Raw genomic sequence first — 16,322 nt, forward strand, 5'->3', positions numbered from 1 at the left:
TGCCTGCGAGCCCCTCTCGTTAACACAGTGTCAGAATTATTGCGTATGCAAGCTAACCTGCGGCATGTAATACTCGATGTCCGGTCTGATCACTTACAACCGTGGGTCGCAATTTGGACTTCACCTCATATGCCAAGCTCGCCGTACTCCTTGTCAACGGGCGCGACCAGCTGAAAACCCTCGATTCCCTACGCGAGCTGCTCACCGAGACCGGCCGCACCGAAGCCGCCGCCCGTGCCACCCGGCGAGATCTGGACGCGATCTGCGAGCTGCGCGAGGAGCTGACCGGCGTGTTCGAGTCCGCCGCGAGGGGCGACGGAGCCGACGCGGTCGAGCGGCTCAACGGGCTCCTCGTCCGCCATCCCGTCCATCCTCAGATCTCCGGCCACGACGGCCAACCCTGGCACATGCACCTGACCGAGGGCGGCCGGGTGGCCGACACTCTGGCCGTCGGCTCCGTCATGGGCCTGGCGACGGTCATCACCAGCCTCGGCATGGATCGGCTGGGCATCTGCCAGGCGCCGCTCTGCGGCAACGCCTACCTCGACACCTCGTCGAACCGATCGCGTCGTTACTGCTCGGAACGCTGCGCCAACCGCGTCAACGTCGCCGCCTACCGGGCGCGCAGACGTGGCACGGCGAGGCGGAAGGCGATCCGCGGCCAGTAACGCAGCACCACCCTTCCGACGATCTCGGACTCCGGCACCGATCCGAAGTCCCAGCTGTCCCGGCGTCCCGGGGCGCGCTGGTTGTCGCTCTCCAGCCACCAGCCCTCCCCGGTACGCCGGAACGCCCGCTTGACGATCAGGCCGTGCGGCCGCCGCGCCACCACCAGGTCACCCTCCCTGACAGGGGCGCCACGCCGTACGAGCAGACAGTCTCCGGGACGCAGGACGGGCAACATCGAGTCACCCACGACGCGCACCGTGGTGAGCACATCCCCCTCCACACATGGCTTTCTGAGACGAGTAAGGTCGGTCTTGGACAGTGCTGTCACAGCATTAAGGAAGGATCCCGATGCTCGCACGACTGCTGCGGCCCAAGCACGAGGCGTCCGCCCATTGCGACCTGCCGTGCGGTGTTTACGACCCCGCCCAGGCCCGCATCGAGGCCGAGTCGGTGAAGGCCATCATGGCCAAGTACGCCGACAATGACGACCCGGTGTTCCGCGCGCGCGCTCTCACCATCAAGGAAGAGCGTGCGGAGTTGGTCAAGCACCACCTGTGGGTGCTGTGGACCGACTACTTCAAGCCGCCGCACCTGGAGCAGTACCCTCAGCTTCACCAGCTGTTCTGGGACGCCACCAAGCTCGCGGGCGCGGCCGGTGCGAAGGGCACCGTCGATGTGGCGAAGGCCGACGACCTCCTGGGCAAGATCGACGAGATCGCGAAGATCTTCTGGGAGACCAAGGCCGCCTGAGCCTGAGATCGCCTCGACCCCGCCGGTACGTGACCGCGCGGGGTTCGGTCTTTTTCCGGCCGGTCTGATCCGTGGAATCGACACGGAACGCGCTCTGAGATCGCGACAATCGGCGCGTCCCAGCCGAGCAATCGCGGGCGAGTGGCGGTAGGTTGCAGTGAGCGGCAGTGCGCCGGCTCGATTTGGGGCGAGGAGGAACGTGACCGAGGAAACCGAGACGCCTGCGGTGGATCTGGCTGGGATCCGCGACGCTGTGAGCGTCCGGCTGCCCGCCGTGAGCGCCTATCTGTCAGTGCTGCGTACGGCAACCGCCGGGCTCGCGGCCCGGCTGGACTTCACCCTCGACCAGATCGAGGACCTCCGCATCGCGGTGGACGAAGCCTGTGCCATGCTCCTTCGGCAGGCGGTGCCCGGCACCGATCTGGTCGCCGAGTTCGAGCTCACCGGGCAGGAGATGACGGTCCGGGTCGAGGTCAGCACCGTCGGCGTGACCGCTCCCAAGCGCGACGACTTCGCCTGGATGGTGCTCACCGCGCTGGCGGACGACGTCGACGCCATCTCCGACTCCCCCGATCACATGGCGATCGTGCTGCGCAAGCGGCGAGGCGCGGCGAGGCCGGCGTGACGGAAAGGACTCGTGCCATGGCCTCCGGCGACTCGGCGGTGCCCGACCGCGTGCGTGCCCGCGCGCTCTTCGGGGAGCTCGTGGAGTTGCCGGCCGACGACCCGAGGCGTCAGCGCATCCGCGACGAGCTCGTCGAGCTCCACCTCCCGCTGGTGGAGTACCTCGCCCGCCGCTTCCGTAACAGGGGCGAGTGGCTCGACGATCTCACCCAGGTCGCCACGATCGGCCTGATCAAGTCGATCGACCGCTTCGATCTGGCCCGCGGCGTCGAGTTCTCCACCTACGCGACCCCCACCATCGTCGGGGAGATCAAGCGTCACTTCCGTGACAAGGGCTGGGCGGTCCGGGTGCCGCGCCGGCTCCAGGAGCTCAAGCTCTCGCTCACCAAGGCGATCAGCGAGCTGTCACAGCGGGAGAGCCGCGCGCCCACGGTCGCCGAACTGGCGGCCCACCTGCAGATGACCGAGGAAGAGGTCCTCGAGGGCCTGGAGTCGGCCAACGCCTACTCCACCGTCTCCCTCGACGCGCCCGACTCCGGTGACGACGACGCGCCCGCCGTGTCCGACTCGCTCGGCATCGTGGACGAGTCTCTCGAGGGCGTCGAGTACCGCGAGTCCCTGAAACCGCTGCTGGAGCGTCTACCTCCGCGCGAGAAGCGCATCCTGCTGCTGCGCTTCTTCGGCAATATGACCCAGTCGCAGATCGCGACGGAGCTGGGCATCTCGCAGATGCACGTGTCCCGTCTCCTCGCCCGGACCCTCGCCCAGCTTCGCGAGGGCCTCACCGCGGACGACTGAGTCGCCCTTCCAGGCGAGGTCCGCCTGGAAGGAGCGGTGTCCAGGGTGGTGCATCGCAAGGCGGAGGGCGAGGCCGTGTGGCCGAGCCACGCCGGCAAGGGCATCAGGAAGCGTCCGGCCCGTCCTCGCCCATCAGCGCCTTCGTGGACTGCGGGGCCAGGAGTGTCACCAGGGCGATCACCGCGGCCACCACCAGCGGTATGCCGTAGGCGTACTGCTGAGACTGGATCAACGTGATCGCCACGGGCAACGCGAAGATCTGGGTGATCACGCCCGGACCCCTGCTCCAGCGCAGCATCTGGAGAATCCCCCACGCGACCCAGAGCAGACCGGCGCCGACCAGGATCCCGAAGGCCGCGACGAAGATCGAGCTGATCAGGTCGCTCGGCTTTCCGATCACGGTCTCGACGGCGACGTAGCCGCCCAGGGCCACGGCGGCGATGCCCTCGACGGCCACCATTGCGGAGGCGACGGTCAGGGTCTGGGGTCGGCTGCTCACAGCGGCCCACCTTAACAACATGGGCGGTAGGGCATGGTTCGTGCTCTACCCTTCAGGGCATGCGGGCTCTCCTTGTCGTCAACCCCAAGGCGACGTCGACCAACCATCGCACGCGGGACGTCCTGATGAGAGCGCTCGGCGCCGCCATGGATCTGACCGTCGAGGAGACCGGCTACCGCGGCCACGCGGCGGCGATCGCCGGTGCGGCCCATGAGAAAGGGTTCGACGCGGTCGCCGTTCTGGGAGGCGACGGCACCATCAACGAGACGGTCAACGGCCTGTTGCGCGCGCAGCCCGCGACGCCCGCGACCGACCGCCCCGCACTGATCGTCATTCCCGGAGGGAGCGCGAACGTCTTCGCCCGGGCGCTCGGCCTGCCCAACAACCCGGTCGAGGCGACCGGAGCGGCGCTGGAGGCGCTGCGGGACGGCCGCCGGCGCACGATCGGGCTCGGCGAGGCCGTCTGGGACCGGGACGTTTCGCACGGCGATTCAGGGGCTGAGCCGCCGACAGGCCCGCACGGGTCACGTTATTTCACATTTTGTGCTGGGCTCGGGTATGACGCCGAGGTCGTCCGGGCCGTCGAGGGGTTGCGCAGCGCCGGTTGCAAGGCGACGCCCGCGCTGTACGTCAAGACGGCGCTCAGTCACTACTTCCTGACTGATCGCCGCAATCCGTCCATGCGGCTGGAGCGTCCGCGTCAGGCACCGCAGGGCCGGATCTTCATGGCGATCGTCTCCAACACCGCACCGTGGACCTATGCCGGGCCTCGCCCGATCAACCCGACACCATGGGCCGGCTTCGAGACCGGGCTGGACCTGCTCGCGCTCCGGAAGATGGGGCTGTCCGCCGTACTCGGCCTGGTCCGGCAGATCATCGGCGAGCGCTCGGGACTGCCGACGGGCCGGCACCTGGTCCAGGCCCACGACGAGGAGGAGTTCACCCTTTCCGCCTCCCGTCCGGTGGCCTTCCAGCTCGACGGTGACTACCTGGGAGAACGCGAACGTGTGCTTTTCCGGTCTATCCCGGACGCATTACAAGTTCTCGTCTAGGCCGTTACATGCGGTCATAGTGTGACGCATCCGACAGCCATAACCGGCAAAACCTTCTCCCAAACCTCTTGTGCGGTCTTGGCCTGCCTGAAAAGCTGAATGCGACGTCGGAACGTAGGACCTTTGCGGAGGCCACCGCCCCCCGGAGTGCCCCGGCGATCAATGGACCAAGCCCGGTAGGACCCGTGTTCCGGGCGAAAGTTCGCAGCAGTTAGTGAAAGACTTCACAAAGTTGACGGTCAGGAGCCGCGGAAGGCTCCACTTACGAAGGAGTGGAACGCATGGACTGGCGCCACCGCGCTGCCTGCCGTGACGTGGATCCCGAGCTTTTCTTCCCGATCGGCAACACCGGCCCCGCGCTCATGCAGATCGAAGAGGCGAAGCAGGTCTGCCGGCAGTGTTCCGTCATGGAGTCCTGCCTCAAGTGGGCGCTCGAGTCCGGCCAGGACGCCGGTGTCTGGGGCGGCCTGAGCGAGGACGAGCGGCGCGCGCTCAAGCGCCGGACGGCCCGTGCCCGCGCCCGCGCGAACGTGTGAAAATTCCCCCAAGAGACCACGCACAGACCGAATGCAACAGCATCATCATTTCGCGGTTGTTGCGGTCACATGAAAGGCGAGGGTCGCGTCCCTAAGGACGCGGCCCTTACCCCGTTTGAACCGGAATACTGATCGTGACTTCGGTCCCGCCGCCTTCCCGGGGAGCGATAGACAAGCGTCCGGAAAGCTCGCCTACCACCAGCGTGCGGACGATCTGCAATCCGAGGCTTGTGGTCGACTCCAGATCGAAATCGGTGGGCAGACCCTTTCCGTCGTCCGCCACCACGACCTCCAGATGATCCGCGTCCCGGGACACCACGACCTGGATGCTCCCGCTCGCGTGTGAGAAGCCGTGCTCCACCGCGTTCTGCAGCAGCTCGGTGAGGACCATCGCGATCGGCGTGGCCACGGCCGCGGGCAGCACGCCGAAGCTGCCGATCCGCTTCGGCGTCACGTGCGCCACGGAGACCTCGGCGGTCATGGCGACGACCCGGTCGGCGATGTCGTCGAACTCGACCATCTCCTCCGGCATCTGGGCCAGGATCTCGTGCACGATCGCGATCGACCCGACCCGCCGGACCGCCTCCTCCAGCGCCTCCCGGCCTTCGGGGTTGCCGAGCCTGCGTGCCTGGAGCCGGAGCAGCGCCGCCACGGTCTGCAGGTTGTTCTTCACCCGGTGGTGGATCTCGCGGATCGTGGCGTCCTTGGTCAGCAGCTCGCGCTCCCTGCGGCGCAGCTCCGTCACGTCGCGGATGAGCACCAGCGCGCCGATCCGGCCGCCGCCGACCACCAGCGGGATCGCCCGGAGCAGCACGACGATGCCGCCGCGCTCCACCTCGGTCTCCCTCGGGGCCCGGCCGCTCGCGACGTGCATCAGGTCCTCGTTGATCGGCTCGTCCCGGTAACAGAGGTCCGCCGTGGTCCGCCCGAGCTCCGCGCCGACCAGATCGGCCTGCAGGCCGAGCCTCCGGTACGCGGAGAGCGCGTTGGGCGAGGCGTAGGTGACCCGCCCGGCCCGGTCCAGCCGGAGCAGGCCGTCGCCCACCCTCGGCGAGCGGACGAGCGTCGGCTCCTCCTCGGGGAACGGGAACCTGCCCTCGGCCACCATCTGCGCCATGTCCGAGGCGCTCTGCAGGTAGGTCAGCTCCAGCCGGGACGGGGTACGGGCGGACGACAGGTTCGTGGAGCGCTGGATGACCCCGATGAACTCGCCGTCCAGGCCACGCCGTACGGGAATGGTCTCCTCGCGGACCGGGACGCCGCTGGACCAGTCCGGGTCGCCCTCGCGGCAGATCCGGTGCTCGTTCCAGGCGGTGTCGATCAGCGGGCGTTCGCCCGGCGCGACGACCATGCCGACCACGTCGTCGTGGTAGACGGTGGGGCCGGTGGTCGGCCGCATCTGGGCGACCGCCACCCAGCCGGAGCCCTCCCTGCGCGGGATCCACAGGATGAGGTCGGCGAACGACAGGTCGGCGAGCAGCTGCCAGTCGGACACGAGCGAGCGCATCCACTCGATGCCCGCTGCGTCGAGTGTGGTTTGGCGGGACACCAGGTCGCTGAGAGTCGGCACGACTGCATCATGCGTCCGGAACCGGCCCGAAGGCGAATCCACCTGTCCGACCTGCAAAGATGCACCCATGAGTAGGCCACTCGACACATTGCGTACGGCCACCGCCGGCAGGGAGGCGGCCGGCCTGCGGCGTGCCCTGCGCCCGCGCACGCCCGACCACGACGGGCTGATCGACCTGGCCTCCAACGACTATCTCGGGCTGTCCGGGGACGACCGGCTCATCAGGGCGGCCGTGCGGGCGACGGAGGACTGGGGCACCGGTTCGACCGGCTCGCGGCTCGTCACGGGCACGACACCGCTCCACGCGGAGCTGGAGGCCCGGCTGGCGGCCTTCACCGGCGCTCCCGGCGCCCTCGTCTTCTCCTCCGGCTATCTGGCCCACCTGGCCGCTGTGACGGCGCTCGCCCGCGGCGGCCTGGTGGTCTCGGACGCGCGGAACCGCACATCGATCGTGGGCGCGTGCCGCCTGTCCCGCGCGCGGGTGGTGGTCACGCCTCACGGCGACGTGGCGGCCGTTGAGGCGGCCCTGCGCGAGCGGGACGAGGAACACGCCCTCGTCGTCACCGACGCCGTCTTCTCCGTCGACGGCGACCTCGCGCCGCTTCCCGCACTCCACGCCGCCGCCGTACGGCACGGCGCCCTCCTGGTGGTGGACGAGGCGCATTCCCTCGGGGTCGTCGGCGAATCCGGCGGAGGCGCGGTGCACGCTGCCGGACTTGCGGGGAAATCACATATTGTGAGAACCGTCACGCTTTCCAAGTCGTTCGGATCTCAGGGTGGTGCGGTGCTCGGCGCCCCCGAGGTGATCGAGACGCTGATCGACACCAGGCGTTCGTTCATCTTCGACACCGGACTCGCCCCCGCCTGCGTCGGCGCCGCTCTGCGCGCCCTCGAGATCCTGGACGAGCGGCCTGACCTGCCGAAACGTGCGTCGGCCATCGCGCGGACGCTCGCCACGACGGCGCGCGAGCTCGGCCTGGAGCCCGGCGACCCGGCGGCCGCCGTGGTCCCGATCGTGCTCGGCTCACCCGGGGCCGCGGTCTCAGCGGCGACCCTGTGTGCGGAACTCGGCGTGCGCGTGGGATGCTTCCGCCCACCATCGGTGCCCCATGGGAGGTCGTGTCTGAGGTTGACCGCTCGGGCCAATCTGGGGTCCGATGACCTCGCGGTGATCAGGCGGGCGCTCACCGCCGTGGCCGAACGGAAGGTGGGCTAGTGAGCCGGCGAACCATCGATGACGGCGTGGGGGAGGCATCGTGACCGAACTGACCGAGGACACGCCGAGAGTCCCGAAGTACTACGACGTCAAGCGCAGCCTCCTCGAACTCACCAAGAGCCTGCCTCCGGGCAGCGCGCTGCCGCCCGAGCGCACGCTCGCCGTGCGGTTCGTGACGTCCCGGACGACCGTGCGGCAGGCCCTGTCGGAACTCGTGGTCGAGGGCCGCCTGCTGCGGATCCAGGGCAAGGGCACGTTCGTCGCCCAGCCCAAGGTCGCCCAGGTGCTCCAGCTCACCTCCTACACCGGCGATCTCCGCACCGTGGGGCTCGAACCGGACACCAAGATCCTGGACATCAGCTACATCACGGCGGACGAGCAGCTCGGCCGGCGGCTGGCGATCAATCCGGGGGGCCGGGTGCTGCGCATCCACCGCCTGCGCCTGGCCAACGGCGAGCCGATGTCGATCGACACCACGCACCTGTCCGCCCGCAGGTTCCCCCGCCTCCGGCGGGAGCTCGAGGCGCATTCGTCGCTGTACGAGACGCTGCACAACGCGTACAACGTGCGGCTGACCGACGCCGAGGAGGTCATCGAGACCGTCCTCGCCACGCCGTACGACGCGCAGGTGCTCGGCGTGGACGTGGGCCTGCCCATGCTGCTGCTCACCCGGCACGCCTTCGACGCGGACGGACATCCGGTGGAGTACGCCCAGTCGCTCTATCGCGGCGACCGCTACAAGTTCGTCACGCGTCTGCGCAGGCCAACCCCCTAGGGTTGCCTGATGAGCATCCTTGTCGTCACCGGCACCGACATCGGTGTGGGGAAGACCGTGGTCACGGCGGCGATAGCCGTACTCGCGCGGGAGCGAGGGGCCACGGTCGCGGTGGTGAAGCCGGCGCAGACCGGCGTGACGCCGGGCGAGCCGGGGGACCTCGACGAGGTGATCCGGCTGTCGGGCATCACGACGACGTTCGAGTTCGCCCGGTTCCCGGACCCGCTCTCCCCCGCCGCCGCGGCGCGCGAGTCGGGTCTTCCGTCGCTCTCCCTGGTGGAGTCGGCCGAGCGGATCCGCGAGATCGCCGAGTCCCACCGGCTGGTGATCGTGGAAGGGGCGGGCGGGCTCCTCGTCCGCTTCGACGAGGAGGGCTCAACGCTCGCGGACCTGGCGCACCTGCTGCACGCCCCGGTGCTGGTGGTCGCGCGGGCGGGGCTCGGCACGCTCAACCACACCGCGCTGACGCTCGAGGTGATGGCGGGCCGCGGCGTCGAGCCGGCCGGCGTGGTCATCGGCTCCTGGCCGGCCGAACCCGATCTCGCGGAGCGCCACAACGTCGGCGACCTGGAGATGCTCGCCGCCCGCCCGCTCGCCGGGGCGCTGCCCGAGGGCGCCGCCGCGCTCGACCGTACGGCTTTCGCCCATGTCGCGCGGGCAGGGATCGGTCCCACGCTCGGCGGCGGGTTCGACCCGGCCCGGTTCCGATCGACGCTGAGGCTCAGCCTGTGACCGAGACCGCGGAGCGCCCCAAGAGCGCGGACCTCGGCCTCCTCTCCGACCTCAGGATGTCGATCAAGACGCTGTCGCAGACCCTCAGTGGCTCTCCTTGGGTGTCGCGGGGTCCGCGCCCCATTCCGTCCACGAGCCGTCGTACACCCTGAGCCGATCGAAGCCGATCTCCCGGAGCGCGACGAAGGCCGCGCTGGCGGATATGCCCCCACCGCAGTAGAGGATCGCGGGACGATCGCGCTCGATGCCCGCCCGCTCGGCGAGTTCGCGGAGGTCGGCCGGCGCGCGCAGCAGGCCGTCGCCGTCGAAGAGCACGGGCGCGGGCAGCCGGGTGGCACCCGGTATGTGGGCGCCCGCGGCGCCGTAGGTCGCGTCCATACGGCAGTCGACGATGGCGGTTCCGCCCTGGTCGAGCGCGGCGATGACGTCGTCCTTGGTGGCCCGCAGGTCGCGGGCGAGCGGCACCGGATACTCCCGCGGGCCTGGCTCGATCACCTCGCCGGTGATCGGACGTCCCTCCCGCCGCCAGGCGGGCAACCCGCCGTCGAGGACGTGCGCCTTCGCGTGCCCGTACTGGCGCAGCGCCCACACCAGCCGGGCCGCCATGTAGATGCCGCCGTCGTCGTACGCGACCACGGTCGTGTCGGGACCCACTCCGGCGGCGCCGAGGACCCGCGCGAACCTCTCCGGCTCGGCGAGCTGCCCCTGGATCGGGTCCGTGTCGCTGGACAGGTCGCGTAGCCAGCTCAGGTACACCGCGCCGGGAATGTGCCCGGCGGCGTACGCCCGCTCGCCCGCGGTCTCGTCGTCGAGCTCCCATCGGACGTCCACGACGCGGACGTCCGGGGACGTCAGTCGCGAGGCGAGGTCGGCGGTGCCGATGAAGGCCGGTGACGAACTCATGATTCCTCCTGGGAGCCGAGATAGATCTCTTGTACGCGCGCCGAGGCGATCAGCTCTCCGGCGGGTCCGGACTCGGCGATGTGGCCGGTTTCCAGAACGTAGGCGTGGTCGGCCAGCTCAAGGGCGAGCCTGGCGTTCTGCTCGACGAGCAGGATCGTGTGGCCGTCGTCGCGCAGCCCGGCCAGCGCCTGGTAGATCCGGCTGACGAGCTTGGGCGACAAGCCCATGGACGGCTCGTCGAGGATGAGCAGGGTCGGCCGTGACATCAACGCCCGCCCGATCGCCAGCATCTGCTGCTGGCCACCGGAGAGCACGCCCGCCGCGTCCTTCAGCTTCGGCGTCAGCTCGGGGAAGGTGTGCAGGACGTGGTCGAGTCCCGGCTCCTCCCGCCATCTCCGGGTACGCGTCAGCGTCCCCATGCGCAGATTGTCACGGACGGACAGGTTGGCGAAGACCCGCCGCCCTTCCGGGACGTGCGCGACGCCGAGCCGGGCCAGCCGGTGAGGGGCGTGCCGGCTCACGTCGGTGCCGCCGACCGTGACCGTGCCCGAACGTGGCGTCTGCAGGCCGAGCAGCCCGCGGATCGTCGTGGTCTTCCCCGCTCCGTTGGTGCCGAGCAGGCAGGTGACCTGGCCTCCGCGAGCCTCGAAGGAGACGCCGTGGACGACCTCCAGCCGCCCGTAGGCGACCCGCAGGTCCCGTACGGAGAGAGCGGAGTCGGTCATGATTCCCTCCGGGGTGCGATCCGGTCGGCGTCGGGTCCGAGGTAGGCCTCGATGACGCGTGGGTCCGCCCGGACCTCGGCCGGTTCTCCTTCCATGAGCAACTCTCCGTGGTCGAGCACCGCGATGTGGTCCGAGATCTCCATGACGAGTCTCATGTTGTGCTCGATGAGCAGGACCGCGGCACCGGCGCCGGCCATCCGGGTCACCTGCTCGCCCACGGCGCGCACGCTTTCCGCGGGCAGCCCGGCGACCGGTTCGTCCAGCACGACCACACGCGGTTCGAGGGCCAGCACCCGGGCGAGCTCGACCAGCTTGGCCTGCCCGAACGGCAGTGACTCGACCGGCGCGTCTGCCAGGGCGGTCAGGCCGAACCGGTCGAGCAGTTCCTCCGCCGCCGCGCGCGCCCGCCTGTCCGCGCGTCGTGCCCGAGGCAGGCCGACGACGGCGCTGAGCAGTCCCGCGCCCCCGCGTCCGTACGCGCCCATCACGACGTTGTCGATCACCGTCAGGCCGGTGAAGATCTCCAGGTTCTGGAAGGTGCGTGCCAGGCCCGCCGTGGCCCGCCGGTCGGGCCCTCTGCGGGTCAGGTCGTGCCCGGACACGTCTATCCGTCCCGCGTCCGGACGCTCGAAGCCGGACACGATGTTGGCGAGCGTGGTCTTGCCCGCGCCGTTCGGGCCGATGAGCGCGGTCACCGCGCCGGGGCGCGCCCGGAGCGACACGTCCCGCAGGACGCGGACCCCGCCGAAGCTCTTGGAGATCCCCGTTATGACGAGTCCCTCGTCGGTCACGACGCACTCCCTTCCGTCGCCCGGGCGACGGCGGGCCGTGCCCCGCGCCGCGGCCATCGCGCGCCGACCGCGCCCGCCACACCGCCGGGGAACGCCTGGACGACCACGAGGAAGACCAGGCCCACGATGAGCATCTCGTAGCCGGCGTACTCGGTGCCGAGTTCGTCGAGCGCGGTCAGCAGCGCGGCGCCGATCAGCGGACCCGCGGCTCGTCCCGCACCGCCCACGGTCAGGCCGACCACGCACAGCACCGCCGTCAGGAACCCGAACGACGACGGGCTGACGAAGGTGGCGTCGAAGGTCTCCAGCGCGCCCGCCACCCCCGCGTAGCACCCGCTGAGCGCGAACGCGAACAACCTCAGCCGGAACGCCCGTACGCCGCTGGCGACGGCGGCCGGTTCTGACGCTCCCAGCGCGCGCAACGCCCGGCCCGCCCGCGAACGTTCGAAGTTGTACGCGACGACGACACCGAGCAGGGCGAGGGCGGCGGCCAGCACGTACATGGGGAGCGGGCCGCTGATCTCGATCCCCGCCACCGACAGCGCGGGAATGCCGAGCAGCCCGTTGGGGCCGCCGGTGACTCCCGTCATACGCCCGAACAGGATGTACAGGATGTAGCCCGCGCCCAGAGTCGCCATCGTGAAGTACGTCGCGCGCAGGCGCAGCGACGCCGCCCCGATCACCAGCGCCGCGACGGTGGCCAGCACCGGCGCGGCGACGAAGGCGAGCGCGGGCGGCACGTCCAGGCGGGCGGCGAGGATGCCCGCGGTGTAGGCGCCGAGGCCGTAGAAGCCCGCCTGGGCGAGTGAGCTCATCCGGGCGTAGCCGTTGATGAAGTTGAGCCCGGTGAGCAGCAGCAGCATCACGCAGAAGCGCAGCTGGATCGCGCGCGCGAAATCGGAGATGAAGATCAGCGGCATCGCCGCGAGCAGCACCGCGGTGATCACCGGAGTCGTCGGGCGCCACCGACGGATGCGCGAGACGGCCATCAGACGCGCACCACCTTCCGCTGGGAGAACAGGCCGGTCGGCCGGGTGAACAGAATGATCAGCAGGATCACGAACGCGACCGCGTCGCCGTAGGCGGCCGATCCGTACCCGGCGACCGCCGCCTCGACGAGCCCGATGACGAGCCCGCCGATCACCGCGCCGTAGAGGTTGCCCAGACCGCCGAGCATCGCGGCGGCGAAGCCCTTGAGCCCGAGCAGGGTGCCGGACTCGTACGACATGACGGACAGCGGCGCCAGCCCGGCTCCGCCGAGGGCGCCGAGGACGGCGGCGATCACGAAGACCCAGCGGGCCACGCTGTGGAACGGGACGCCGAGCGACGTGACCACCTCGGGATCATCGGCCGCCGCCCGCAGGATCGTGCCCTGCCGGGTCCGCCGGAAGAAGAGCGACAGGCCGACCGCGACGACGAAGACCACGGCGAGGTTCCACAACGTCTGCGTGTCGGCGACGGCACCGCCCACACGCAGGGGCCGCTCGCCGAGGAAGTGCGGCAGCCCGTACGTCTTGCGGTCGGTGAGCAGCAGGACGGCCGCCTTGAGCGCGACCGCCAGCCCGATCGTGGCGATCGTGATGATCTCGGCGGAGCGGGCGCCGGAGAAACGGCTCACGGCGAACTCGGTCACCAGTCCCGCCACGACGCCCGCCGCCACCGCGCACAGGACGCTGACCGGCAGCGGCGGGTGCCACACCTCGTGGACGACGCCGGCGACGACACCGCCCACCATGACGTACTCGCCCTGGGCGAAGTTCACCGCGCCGGTGCCGTTGGCCACGACGCCGAATCCGACCGCGACCAGCGCGTACACCGCGCCCACGCTGAGGCCGGCGAACACCACTTGGAGCAGGAGATTCATCGCAGTCCTCGTTCTGGTACGGCGCCCGGCCGGGCCGGGCGCCCTGGCGTCTCAGCCGGCGAGTACGAAGCGCTCGCCATCCCACTTGATCATTTCCACGCCGTCCGTGCCGAGGCCGCTGTGGTCCTGGGCGCTGTAGCGGAAGACGCCCGTGACCCCGACGTGCTCGCCGAGGGTCTCCAACGCCTTGGCCGCCAGGGGACCGTCGGTGCTCTTCGCCTTCCCGATCGCCTCGGCCGCGAGCATCAGGGCGTCGTACGCCTGGCCCGCGTAGACGTTGGGCTGCTCGTGGTACTTGGCCTCGTACGCCGCGGCGAATTCGCCGATCGTCTTCTTCTGCGGGTCCGAGTCGGGCAGCAGGTCGGCGACAGGAAGCTTGGGCGAGGACAGGACGGTGCCGACGCCCGCGTCGCCCGCCTGCTTCATGTACCGGTCGTCGACGAATCCGAAGCTGTGCTGGATCAGCGCCGCCCCGTCGGTCACGACCGTCCGCGCGTTCTTCAGGAACGTCACCCCCGAGCTGTCGGTCGTCCAGGCGAGGTACGCCTGCGGCTTCCCGGCGCCCAGCTTGGTCAGCAGCGGGGTGAAGTCGCCGGTCCCGGGATCGAAGGAGGCCACCGCCAGCTTGAGGCCGGCGGCCGGCAGCTCCTTCTCGGCGACCTCGAGCGCGGACTGCCCGAAGCCGCTGGTGTCGGGGAGCAGCGCGACGTTCGTGACGCCCTTGGCCTTCCAGAATTCGATGATCTTTTGCATGACGACCGTGTCGTTGAACGTCGCCTTGAAGGTCAGCGGATGCTCGGTCTCCGGCTGCACGATGGCGCGCGCGCCCTCGGTGGCCACGAAGAGCTTCTTCGCCGACGCGGTCAGCTGTCCCATGGCGAGCGCGATGCCGCTGGAGCTTCCGCCGCCCACGATGGCGTCGACCTTGTCGTCGGTCAGCAGCTTGCGGGTCTGCGTCACCGCGGTGGAGGTGTCACCGGCCGGGTCGTAGAACTTCCACTCGATCTTCCTGCCGTCGATGCCACCGCGCTGGTTGATCTGTTCGACGGCGAGCTCGGTGCCCTTGCGCATCTTGTCGCCGACGTTCGCGGCGGGGCCGGTCACCGAGTACAGCGTGCCGATCTTGATGGTGGCGGCGGAGTCCTCCGCACCGGCGTCGGCGCCGGCGGAGCATCCGGCCGCGAGCGCCGCGGTGATCGTGAGGGCGATCGGCGTGGTCAGCCGTCGCCGAAGTCGTCTGGTCATGGGTCTCTCCTGAGGGGATTCGCGACGCCTCGGCGTCGCGGGAAAGCGTGAGGGAAACGGGGAGAAGGGGCAGGCGGAGACGGCGACGAGTCACCGCTCGCCTGAGGACGGGCCGGGGGTGTCGCGTTCCCACTGCTCGTCGGCCTGCCGGACGGCGGCGACGATGCCCTGGTAGCCCGTACATCGGCACAGGTTGCCGGCCAGCGCCGTACGGATCTCACGCTCGTCCGGGCCGCGCCGCGCGGCGAGCAGCTCGTACGCGGCCAGCAGGAACCCCGGCGTGCAGAATCCGCACTGCAGGGCGTGATTCTCGGTGAAGGCGCGCTGGAGCGGATGCAGTTCCTCCGGGTCGGAGGCGAGCCCCTCCACGGTCGTCACCTCGCACCCCTCCGCCTGTACGGCGAACATCAGGCAGGAACGCACCGAGGCTCCGTCGACGAGGACGGTGCACGCGCCGCACGCCCCCTGTTCGCAGGCCACGTGCGTACCGGTCAGGGCGAGGTCCTCCCGCAGCGTGTCGGCGAGGGACTGTCTCGGTTCCACCGTCACGCGGCGGTCGGCGCCGTTGACCCGGAGACTCACCTCTCGCCGATCAGGCGACATCACGGTCATCCTGCCTTTCCACTGACCCTTCGACTGGCCTTTCCACTGACCTTGCCGCCGCCTCTCCCGCGGCCCGCCGCAGTGCCCGGTCCAGGGCGCGCAGCGCCAGCCCATGCACCAGCCGCCGCCGGTATCCGTCGGCCGTGCTCCACTCGGCGGCCGCGCGTGCCACCTCGGAGAAGGCCGCCGCCGACGGCCGGGCACCGATCAGCCGCTCCACGGCCGGCGGCCGCAAGGGGCGATCGCCCACCCCCGCGCAGACCAGCACGGCGTCCTCGATCACCGCGTCCTCGATCACCGCGCCCTCGGCGACGGGACCCTCGACCACGGGACCCTCGACCACGGGGGCCGCCGACAACGTCAGGGCGCACGCCACACCCGCCACGGGCCGGTCGGCGTACCGGCGGCCGTACTCCACCCAGGCCTGGCCGGTGCGGGAGGACGGCACGGGGAACCGGACGCCGGTGACCAGTTCGCCGGGGTCGAGGACGGTGCGGTACGCCGCGACGAAGAACCGTTCGGCGTCGACGACCCGGCTCCCGTTCGCGGACGCGATGCTCAGCTCGGCGCCGCAGGCCACCGCGACCGAGGGCAGCTCGGCGGCGGGGTCGGCGTGGGCCAGGCTCCCGCCGACCGTCCCGCGGTTGCGCGTCGCGATCCGCCCGATCAACGGCAGCGCGTCGGCGAGCAGCGGGAGACGCGCGGTCACCCGGGGGTCCAGTTCCAGGCGGCGCTGCCGCGTCAGCGCGCCCACCTCCACGGCGTCGGCGGTGACGCGCACGTAGTCGAGTTCCGCGACCCCGTTGACGTCGACCAGCACCTTCGGCCGTACGGTCCGCAGGTTGAGCAGCGGGACGAGGCTCTGCCCACCGGCCAGAACCCGCGCGTCCGCGCCGTGGTCGGCCAGGTGGTCCAGCGCCTCGTCCAGCCGGCGAGGGCGGACGTAGTCGAACGGGGCGGGTTTCATGAT

Annotated in this window: 20 protein-coding genes; 9 read left to right on the forward strand and 11 right to left on the reverse strand. The window is 70.4% G+C overall.

The window, feature by feature from the left end; genetic code table 11:
• The first annotated feature begins 101 nt into the window (after positions 1-101).
• Positions 102-668, forward strand: a complete 567-nt coding sequence (locus IMZ11_RS28420; protein WP_228645532.1) for a CGNR zinc finger domain-containing protein — start codon at positions 102-104, stop codon at positions 666-668.
• On the opposite strand, the gene IMZ11_RS28425 is transcribed toward IMZ11_RS28420, so the two are convergent.
• The gene (locus IMZ11_RS28425; protein WP_308066856.1) at positions 614-1,027 is read right to left on the reverse strand and encodes a S24 family peptidase; all 414 of its coding nucleotides are present in this window, start codon (positions 1,025-1,027) and stop codon (positions 614-616) included. The genes IMZ11_RS28420 and IMZ11_RS28425 overlap by 55 nt on opposite strands.
• Here IMZ11_RS28425 and sodN point away from each other — a divergent pair.
• From sodN to IMZ11_RS28440, 3 genes are all read left to right on the forward strand, one after another.
• Positions 1,018-1,419 (forward strand): superoxide dismutase, Ni, encoded by a 402-nt coding sequence (sodN, locus tag IMZ11_RS28430; protein ID WP_061255167.1) that lies wholly within the window; start codon positions 1,018-1,020, stop codon positions 1,417-1,419. The two genes, IMZ11_RS28425 and sodN, sit on opposite strands and share 10 nt — an antisense overlap.
• Positions 1,420-1,618: 199 nt before the next feature.
• A complete protein-coding gene (locus IMZ11_RS28435) occupies positions 1,619-2,044 on the forward strand; it encodes an anti-sigma factor (protein WP_228645533.1) in 426 nt (141 codons plus the stop codon).
• A gap of 17 nt (positions 2,045-2,061) precedes the next feature.
• Complete coding sequence (locus tag IMZ11_RS28440) at positions 2,062-2,841, forward strand: RNA polymerase sigma factor SigF (protein ID WP_174552356.1); 780 nt, start codon at positions 2,062-2,064, stop codon at positions 2,839-2,841.
• 103 nt (positions 2,842-2,944) lie between these two features.
• On the opposite strand, the gene IMZ11_RS28445 is transcribed toward IMZ11_RS28440, so the two are convergent.
• Entirely contained in the window at positions 2,945-3,340 is a 396-nt protein-coding gene (locus IMZ11_RS28445; protein WP_061255169.1) for a hypothetical protein, read from the reverse strand.
• A gap of 59 nt (positions 3,341-3,399) precedes the next feature.
• Here IMZ11_RS28445 and IMZ11_RS28450 point away from each other — a divergent pair, with 59 nt between their 5' ends.
• Positions 3,400-4,392 carry a diacylglycerol kinase family protein gene (locus tag IMZ11_RS28450; protein ID WP_228645534.1) on the forward strand — a complete coding sequence of 331 codons (993 nt, stop codon included), beginning with the start codon at positions 3,400-3,402 and terminating at the stop codon, positions 4,390-4,392.
• A 281-nt stretch (positions 4,393-4,673) separates the two neighbouring features.
• Positions 4,674-4,928 carry a WhiB family transcriptional regulator gene (locus tag IMZ11_RS28455; RefSeq protein WP_061255171.1) on the forward strand — a complete coding sequence of 85 codons (255 nt, stop codon included), beginning with the start codon at positions 4,674-4,676 and terminating at the stop codon, positions 4,926-4,928.
• Positions 4,929-5,034: 106 nt separating this feature from the next.
• On the opposite strand, the gene IMZ11_RS28460 is transcribed toward IMZ11_RS28455, so the two are convergent.
• Positions 5,035-6,498 carry a sensor histidine kinase gene (locus IMZ11_RS28460; RefSeq protein ID WP_061255172.1) on the reverse strand — a complete coding sequence of 488 codons (1,464 nt, stop codon included), beginning with the start codon at positions 6,496-6,498 and terminating at the stop codon, positions 5,035-5,037.
• A gap of 67 nt (positions 6,499-6,565) precedes the next feature.
• Between IMZ11_RS28460 and IMZ11_RS28465 the strand changes: the two genes are divergently transcribed.
• From IMZ11_RS28465 to bioD, 3 genes are read left to right on the forward strand one after another with little or no spacing between them, the layout of a single operon-like run.
• Positions 6,566-7,714 (forward strand): 8-amino-7-oxononanoate synthase, encoded by a 1,149-nt coding sequence (locus IMZ11_RS28465; protein WP_228645535.1) that lies wholly within the window; start codon positions 6,566-6,568, stop codon positions 7,712-7,714.
• A gap of 49 nt (positions 7,715-7,763) precedes the next feature.
• On the forward strand, positions 7,764-8,489 hold the full coding sequence (locus IMZ11_RS28470) for a GntR family transcriptional regulator (RefSeq protein ID WP_061255266.1): 726 nt from the start codon (positions 7,764-7,766) through the stop codon (positions 8,487-8,489).
• Between the two features lie 9 nt (positions 8,490-8,498).
• On the forward strand, positions 8,499-9,221 hold the full coding sequence (gene bioD, locus IMZ11_RS28475; RefSeq protein WP_228645536.1) for a dethiobiotin synthase: 723 nt from the start codon (positions 8,499-8,501) through the stop codon (positions 9,219-9,221).
• Positions 9,222-9,305: 84 nt separating this feature from the next.
• Here the strand turns inward: bioD and IMZ11_RS28480 are convergent, their stop codons facing one another.
• The 8 genes from IMZ11_RS28480 to IMZ11_RS28515 all read right to left on the reverse strand — a co-directional run bounded on the left by IMZ11_RS28480 (position 9,306) and on the right by IMZ11_RS28515 (position 16,319).
• Positions 9,306-10,124: a sulfurtransferase gene (locus tag IMZ11_RS28480; RefSeq protein WP_228645537.1), complete on the reverse strand. Its 819-nt coding sequence runs from the start codon at positions 10,122-10,124 to the stop codon at positions 9,306-9,308.
• Positions 10,121-10,849, reverse strand: a complete 729-nt coding sequence (locus IMZ11_RS28485) for an ABC transporter ATP-binding protein (protein ID WP_228645538.1) — start codon at positions 10,847-10,849, stop codon at positions 10,121-10,123. Before IMZ11_RS28485 ends, IMZ11_RS28480 begins: the two co-directional genes overlap by 4 nt.
• A complete protein-coding gene (locus IMZ11_RS28490; protein ID WP_063818742.1) occupies positions 10,846-11,640 on the reverse strand; it encodes an ABC transporter ATP-binding protein in 795 nt (264 codons plus the stop codon). Before IMZ11_RS28490 ends, IMZ11_RS28485 begins: the two co-directional genes overlap by 4 nt.
• On the reverse strand, positions 11,637-12,629 hold the full coding sequence (locus IMZ11_RS28495; RefSeq protein ID WP_228645539.1) for a branched-chain amino acid ABC transporter permease: 993 nt from the start codon (positions 12,627-12,629) through the stop codon (positions 11,637-11,639). Before IMZ11_RS28495 ends, IMZ11_RS28490 begins: the two co-directional genes overlap by 4 nt.
• Positions 12,629-13,504 carry a branched-chain amino acid ABC transporter permease gene (locus IMZ11_RS28500; RefSeq protein WP_228645540.1) on the reverse strand — a complete coding sequence of 292 codons (876 nt, stop codon included), beginning with the start codon at positions 13,502-13,504 and terminating at the stop codon, positions 12,629-12,631. The genes IMZ11_RS28495 and IMZ11_RS28500 overlap by 1 nt, the downstream gene beginning before the upstream one ends.
• A 51-nt stretch (positions 13,505-13,555) precedes the next feature.
• Entirely contained in the window at positions 13,556-14,749 is a 1,194-nt protein-coding gene (locus IMZ11_RS28505) for an ABC transporter substrate-binding protein (protein ID WP_228645541.1), read from the reverse strand.
• Between the two features lie 90 nt (positions 14,750-14,839).
• Positions 14,840-15,352 (reverse strand): (2Fe-2S)-binding protein, encoded by a 513-nt coding sequence (locus IMZ11_RS28510; RefSeq protein ID WP_228645542.1) that lies wholly within the window; start codon positions 15,350-15,352, stop codon positions 14,840-14,842.
• Positions 15,342-16,319, reverse strand: coding sequence for a xanthine dehydrogenase family protein subunit M (locus IMZ11_RS28515; protein ID WP_228645543.1), 978 nt, complete (start codon positions 16,317-16,319; stop codon positions 15,342-15,344). Before IMZ11_RS28515 ends, IMZ11_RS28510 begins: the two co-directional genes overlap by 11 nt.
• Positions 16,320-16,322 lie beyond the last annotated feature (3 nt).

This window comes from Microtetraspora sp. AC03309 (assembly GCF_020826795.1).
Taxonomy (GTDB): domain Bacteria; phylum Actinomycetota; class Actinomycetes; order Streptosporangiales; family Streptosporangiaceae; genus Microtetraspora; species Microtetraspora glauca.

Excerpts from the sequence above, each read along its gene's own strand:
- sodN (WP_061255167.1), top strand. The coding sequence starts at position 1,018 with ATGCTCGCACGACTGCTGCGGCCCAAGCACGAGGCGTCCGCCCATTGC.
- IMZ11_RS28440 (WP_174552356.1), top strand. The coding sequence starts at position 2,062 with ATGGCCTCCGGCGACTCGGCGGTGCCCGACCGCGTGCGTGCCCGCGCG.
- IMZ11_RS28450 (WP_228645534.1), top strand. The coding sequence starts at position 3,400 with ATGCGGGCTCTCCTTGTCGTCAACCCCAAGGCGACGTCGACCAACCAT.
- IMZ11_RS28455 (WP_061255171.1), top strand. The coding sequence starts at position 4,674 with ATGGACTGGCGCCACCGCGCTGCCTGCCGTGACGTGGATCCCGAGCTT.
- IMZ11_RS28465 (WP_228645535.1), top strand. The coding sequence starts at position 6,566 with ATGAGTAGGCCACTCGACACATTGCGTACGGCCACCGCCGGCAGGGAG.
- bioD (WP_228645536.1), top strand. The coding sequence starts at position 8,499 with ATGAGCATCCTTGTCGTCACCGGCACCGACATCGGTGTGGGGAAGACC.
- IMZ11_RS28480 (WP_228645537.1), bottom strand. The coding sequence starts at position 10,124 with ATGAGTTCGTCACCGGCCTTCATCGGCACCGCCGACCTCGCCTCGCGA.
- IMZ11_RS28485 (WP_228645538.1), bottom strand. The coding sequence starts at position 10,849 with ATGACCGACTCCGCTCTCTCCGTACGGGACCTGCGGGTCGCCTACGGG.
- IMZ11_RS28495 (WP_228645539.1), bottom strand. The coding sequence starts at position 12,629 with ATGGCCGTCTCGCGCATCCGTCGGTGGCGCCCGACGACTCCGGTGATC.
- IMZ11_RS28500 (WP_228645540.1), bottom strand. The coding sequence starts at position 13,504 with ATGAATCTCCTGCTCCAAGTGGTGTTCGCCGGCCTCAGCGTGGGCGCG.
- IMZ11_RS28505 (WP_228645541.1), bottom strand. The coding sequence starts at position 14,749 with ATGACCAGACGACTTCGGCGACGGCTGACCACGCCGATCGCCCTCACG.
- IMZ11_RS28510 (WP_228645542.1), bottom strand. The coding sequence starts at position 15,352 with ATGTCGCCTGATCGGCGAGAGGTGAGTCTCCGGGTCAACGGCGCCGAC.
- IMZ11_RS28515 (WP_228645543.1), bottom strand. The coding sequence starts at position 16,319 with ATGAAACCCGCCCCGTTCGACTACGTCCGCCCTCGCCGGCTGGACGAG.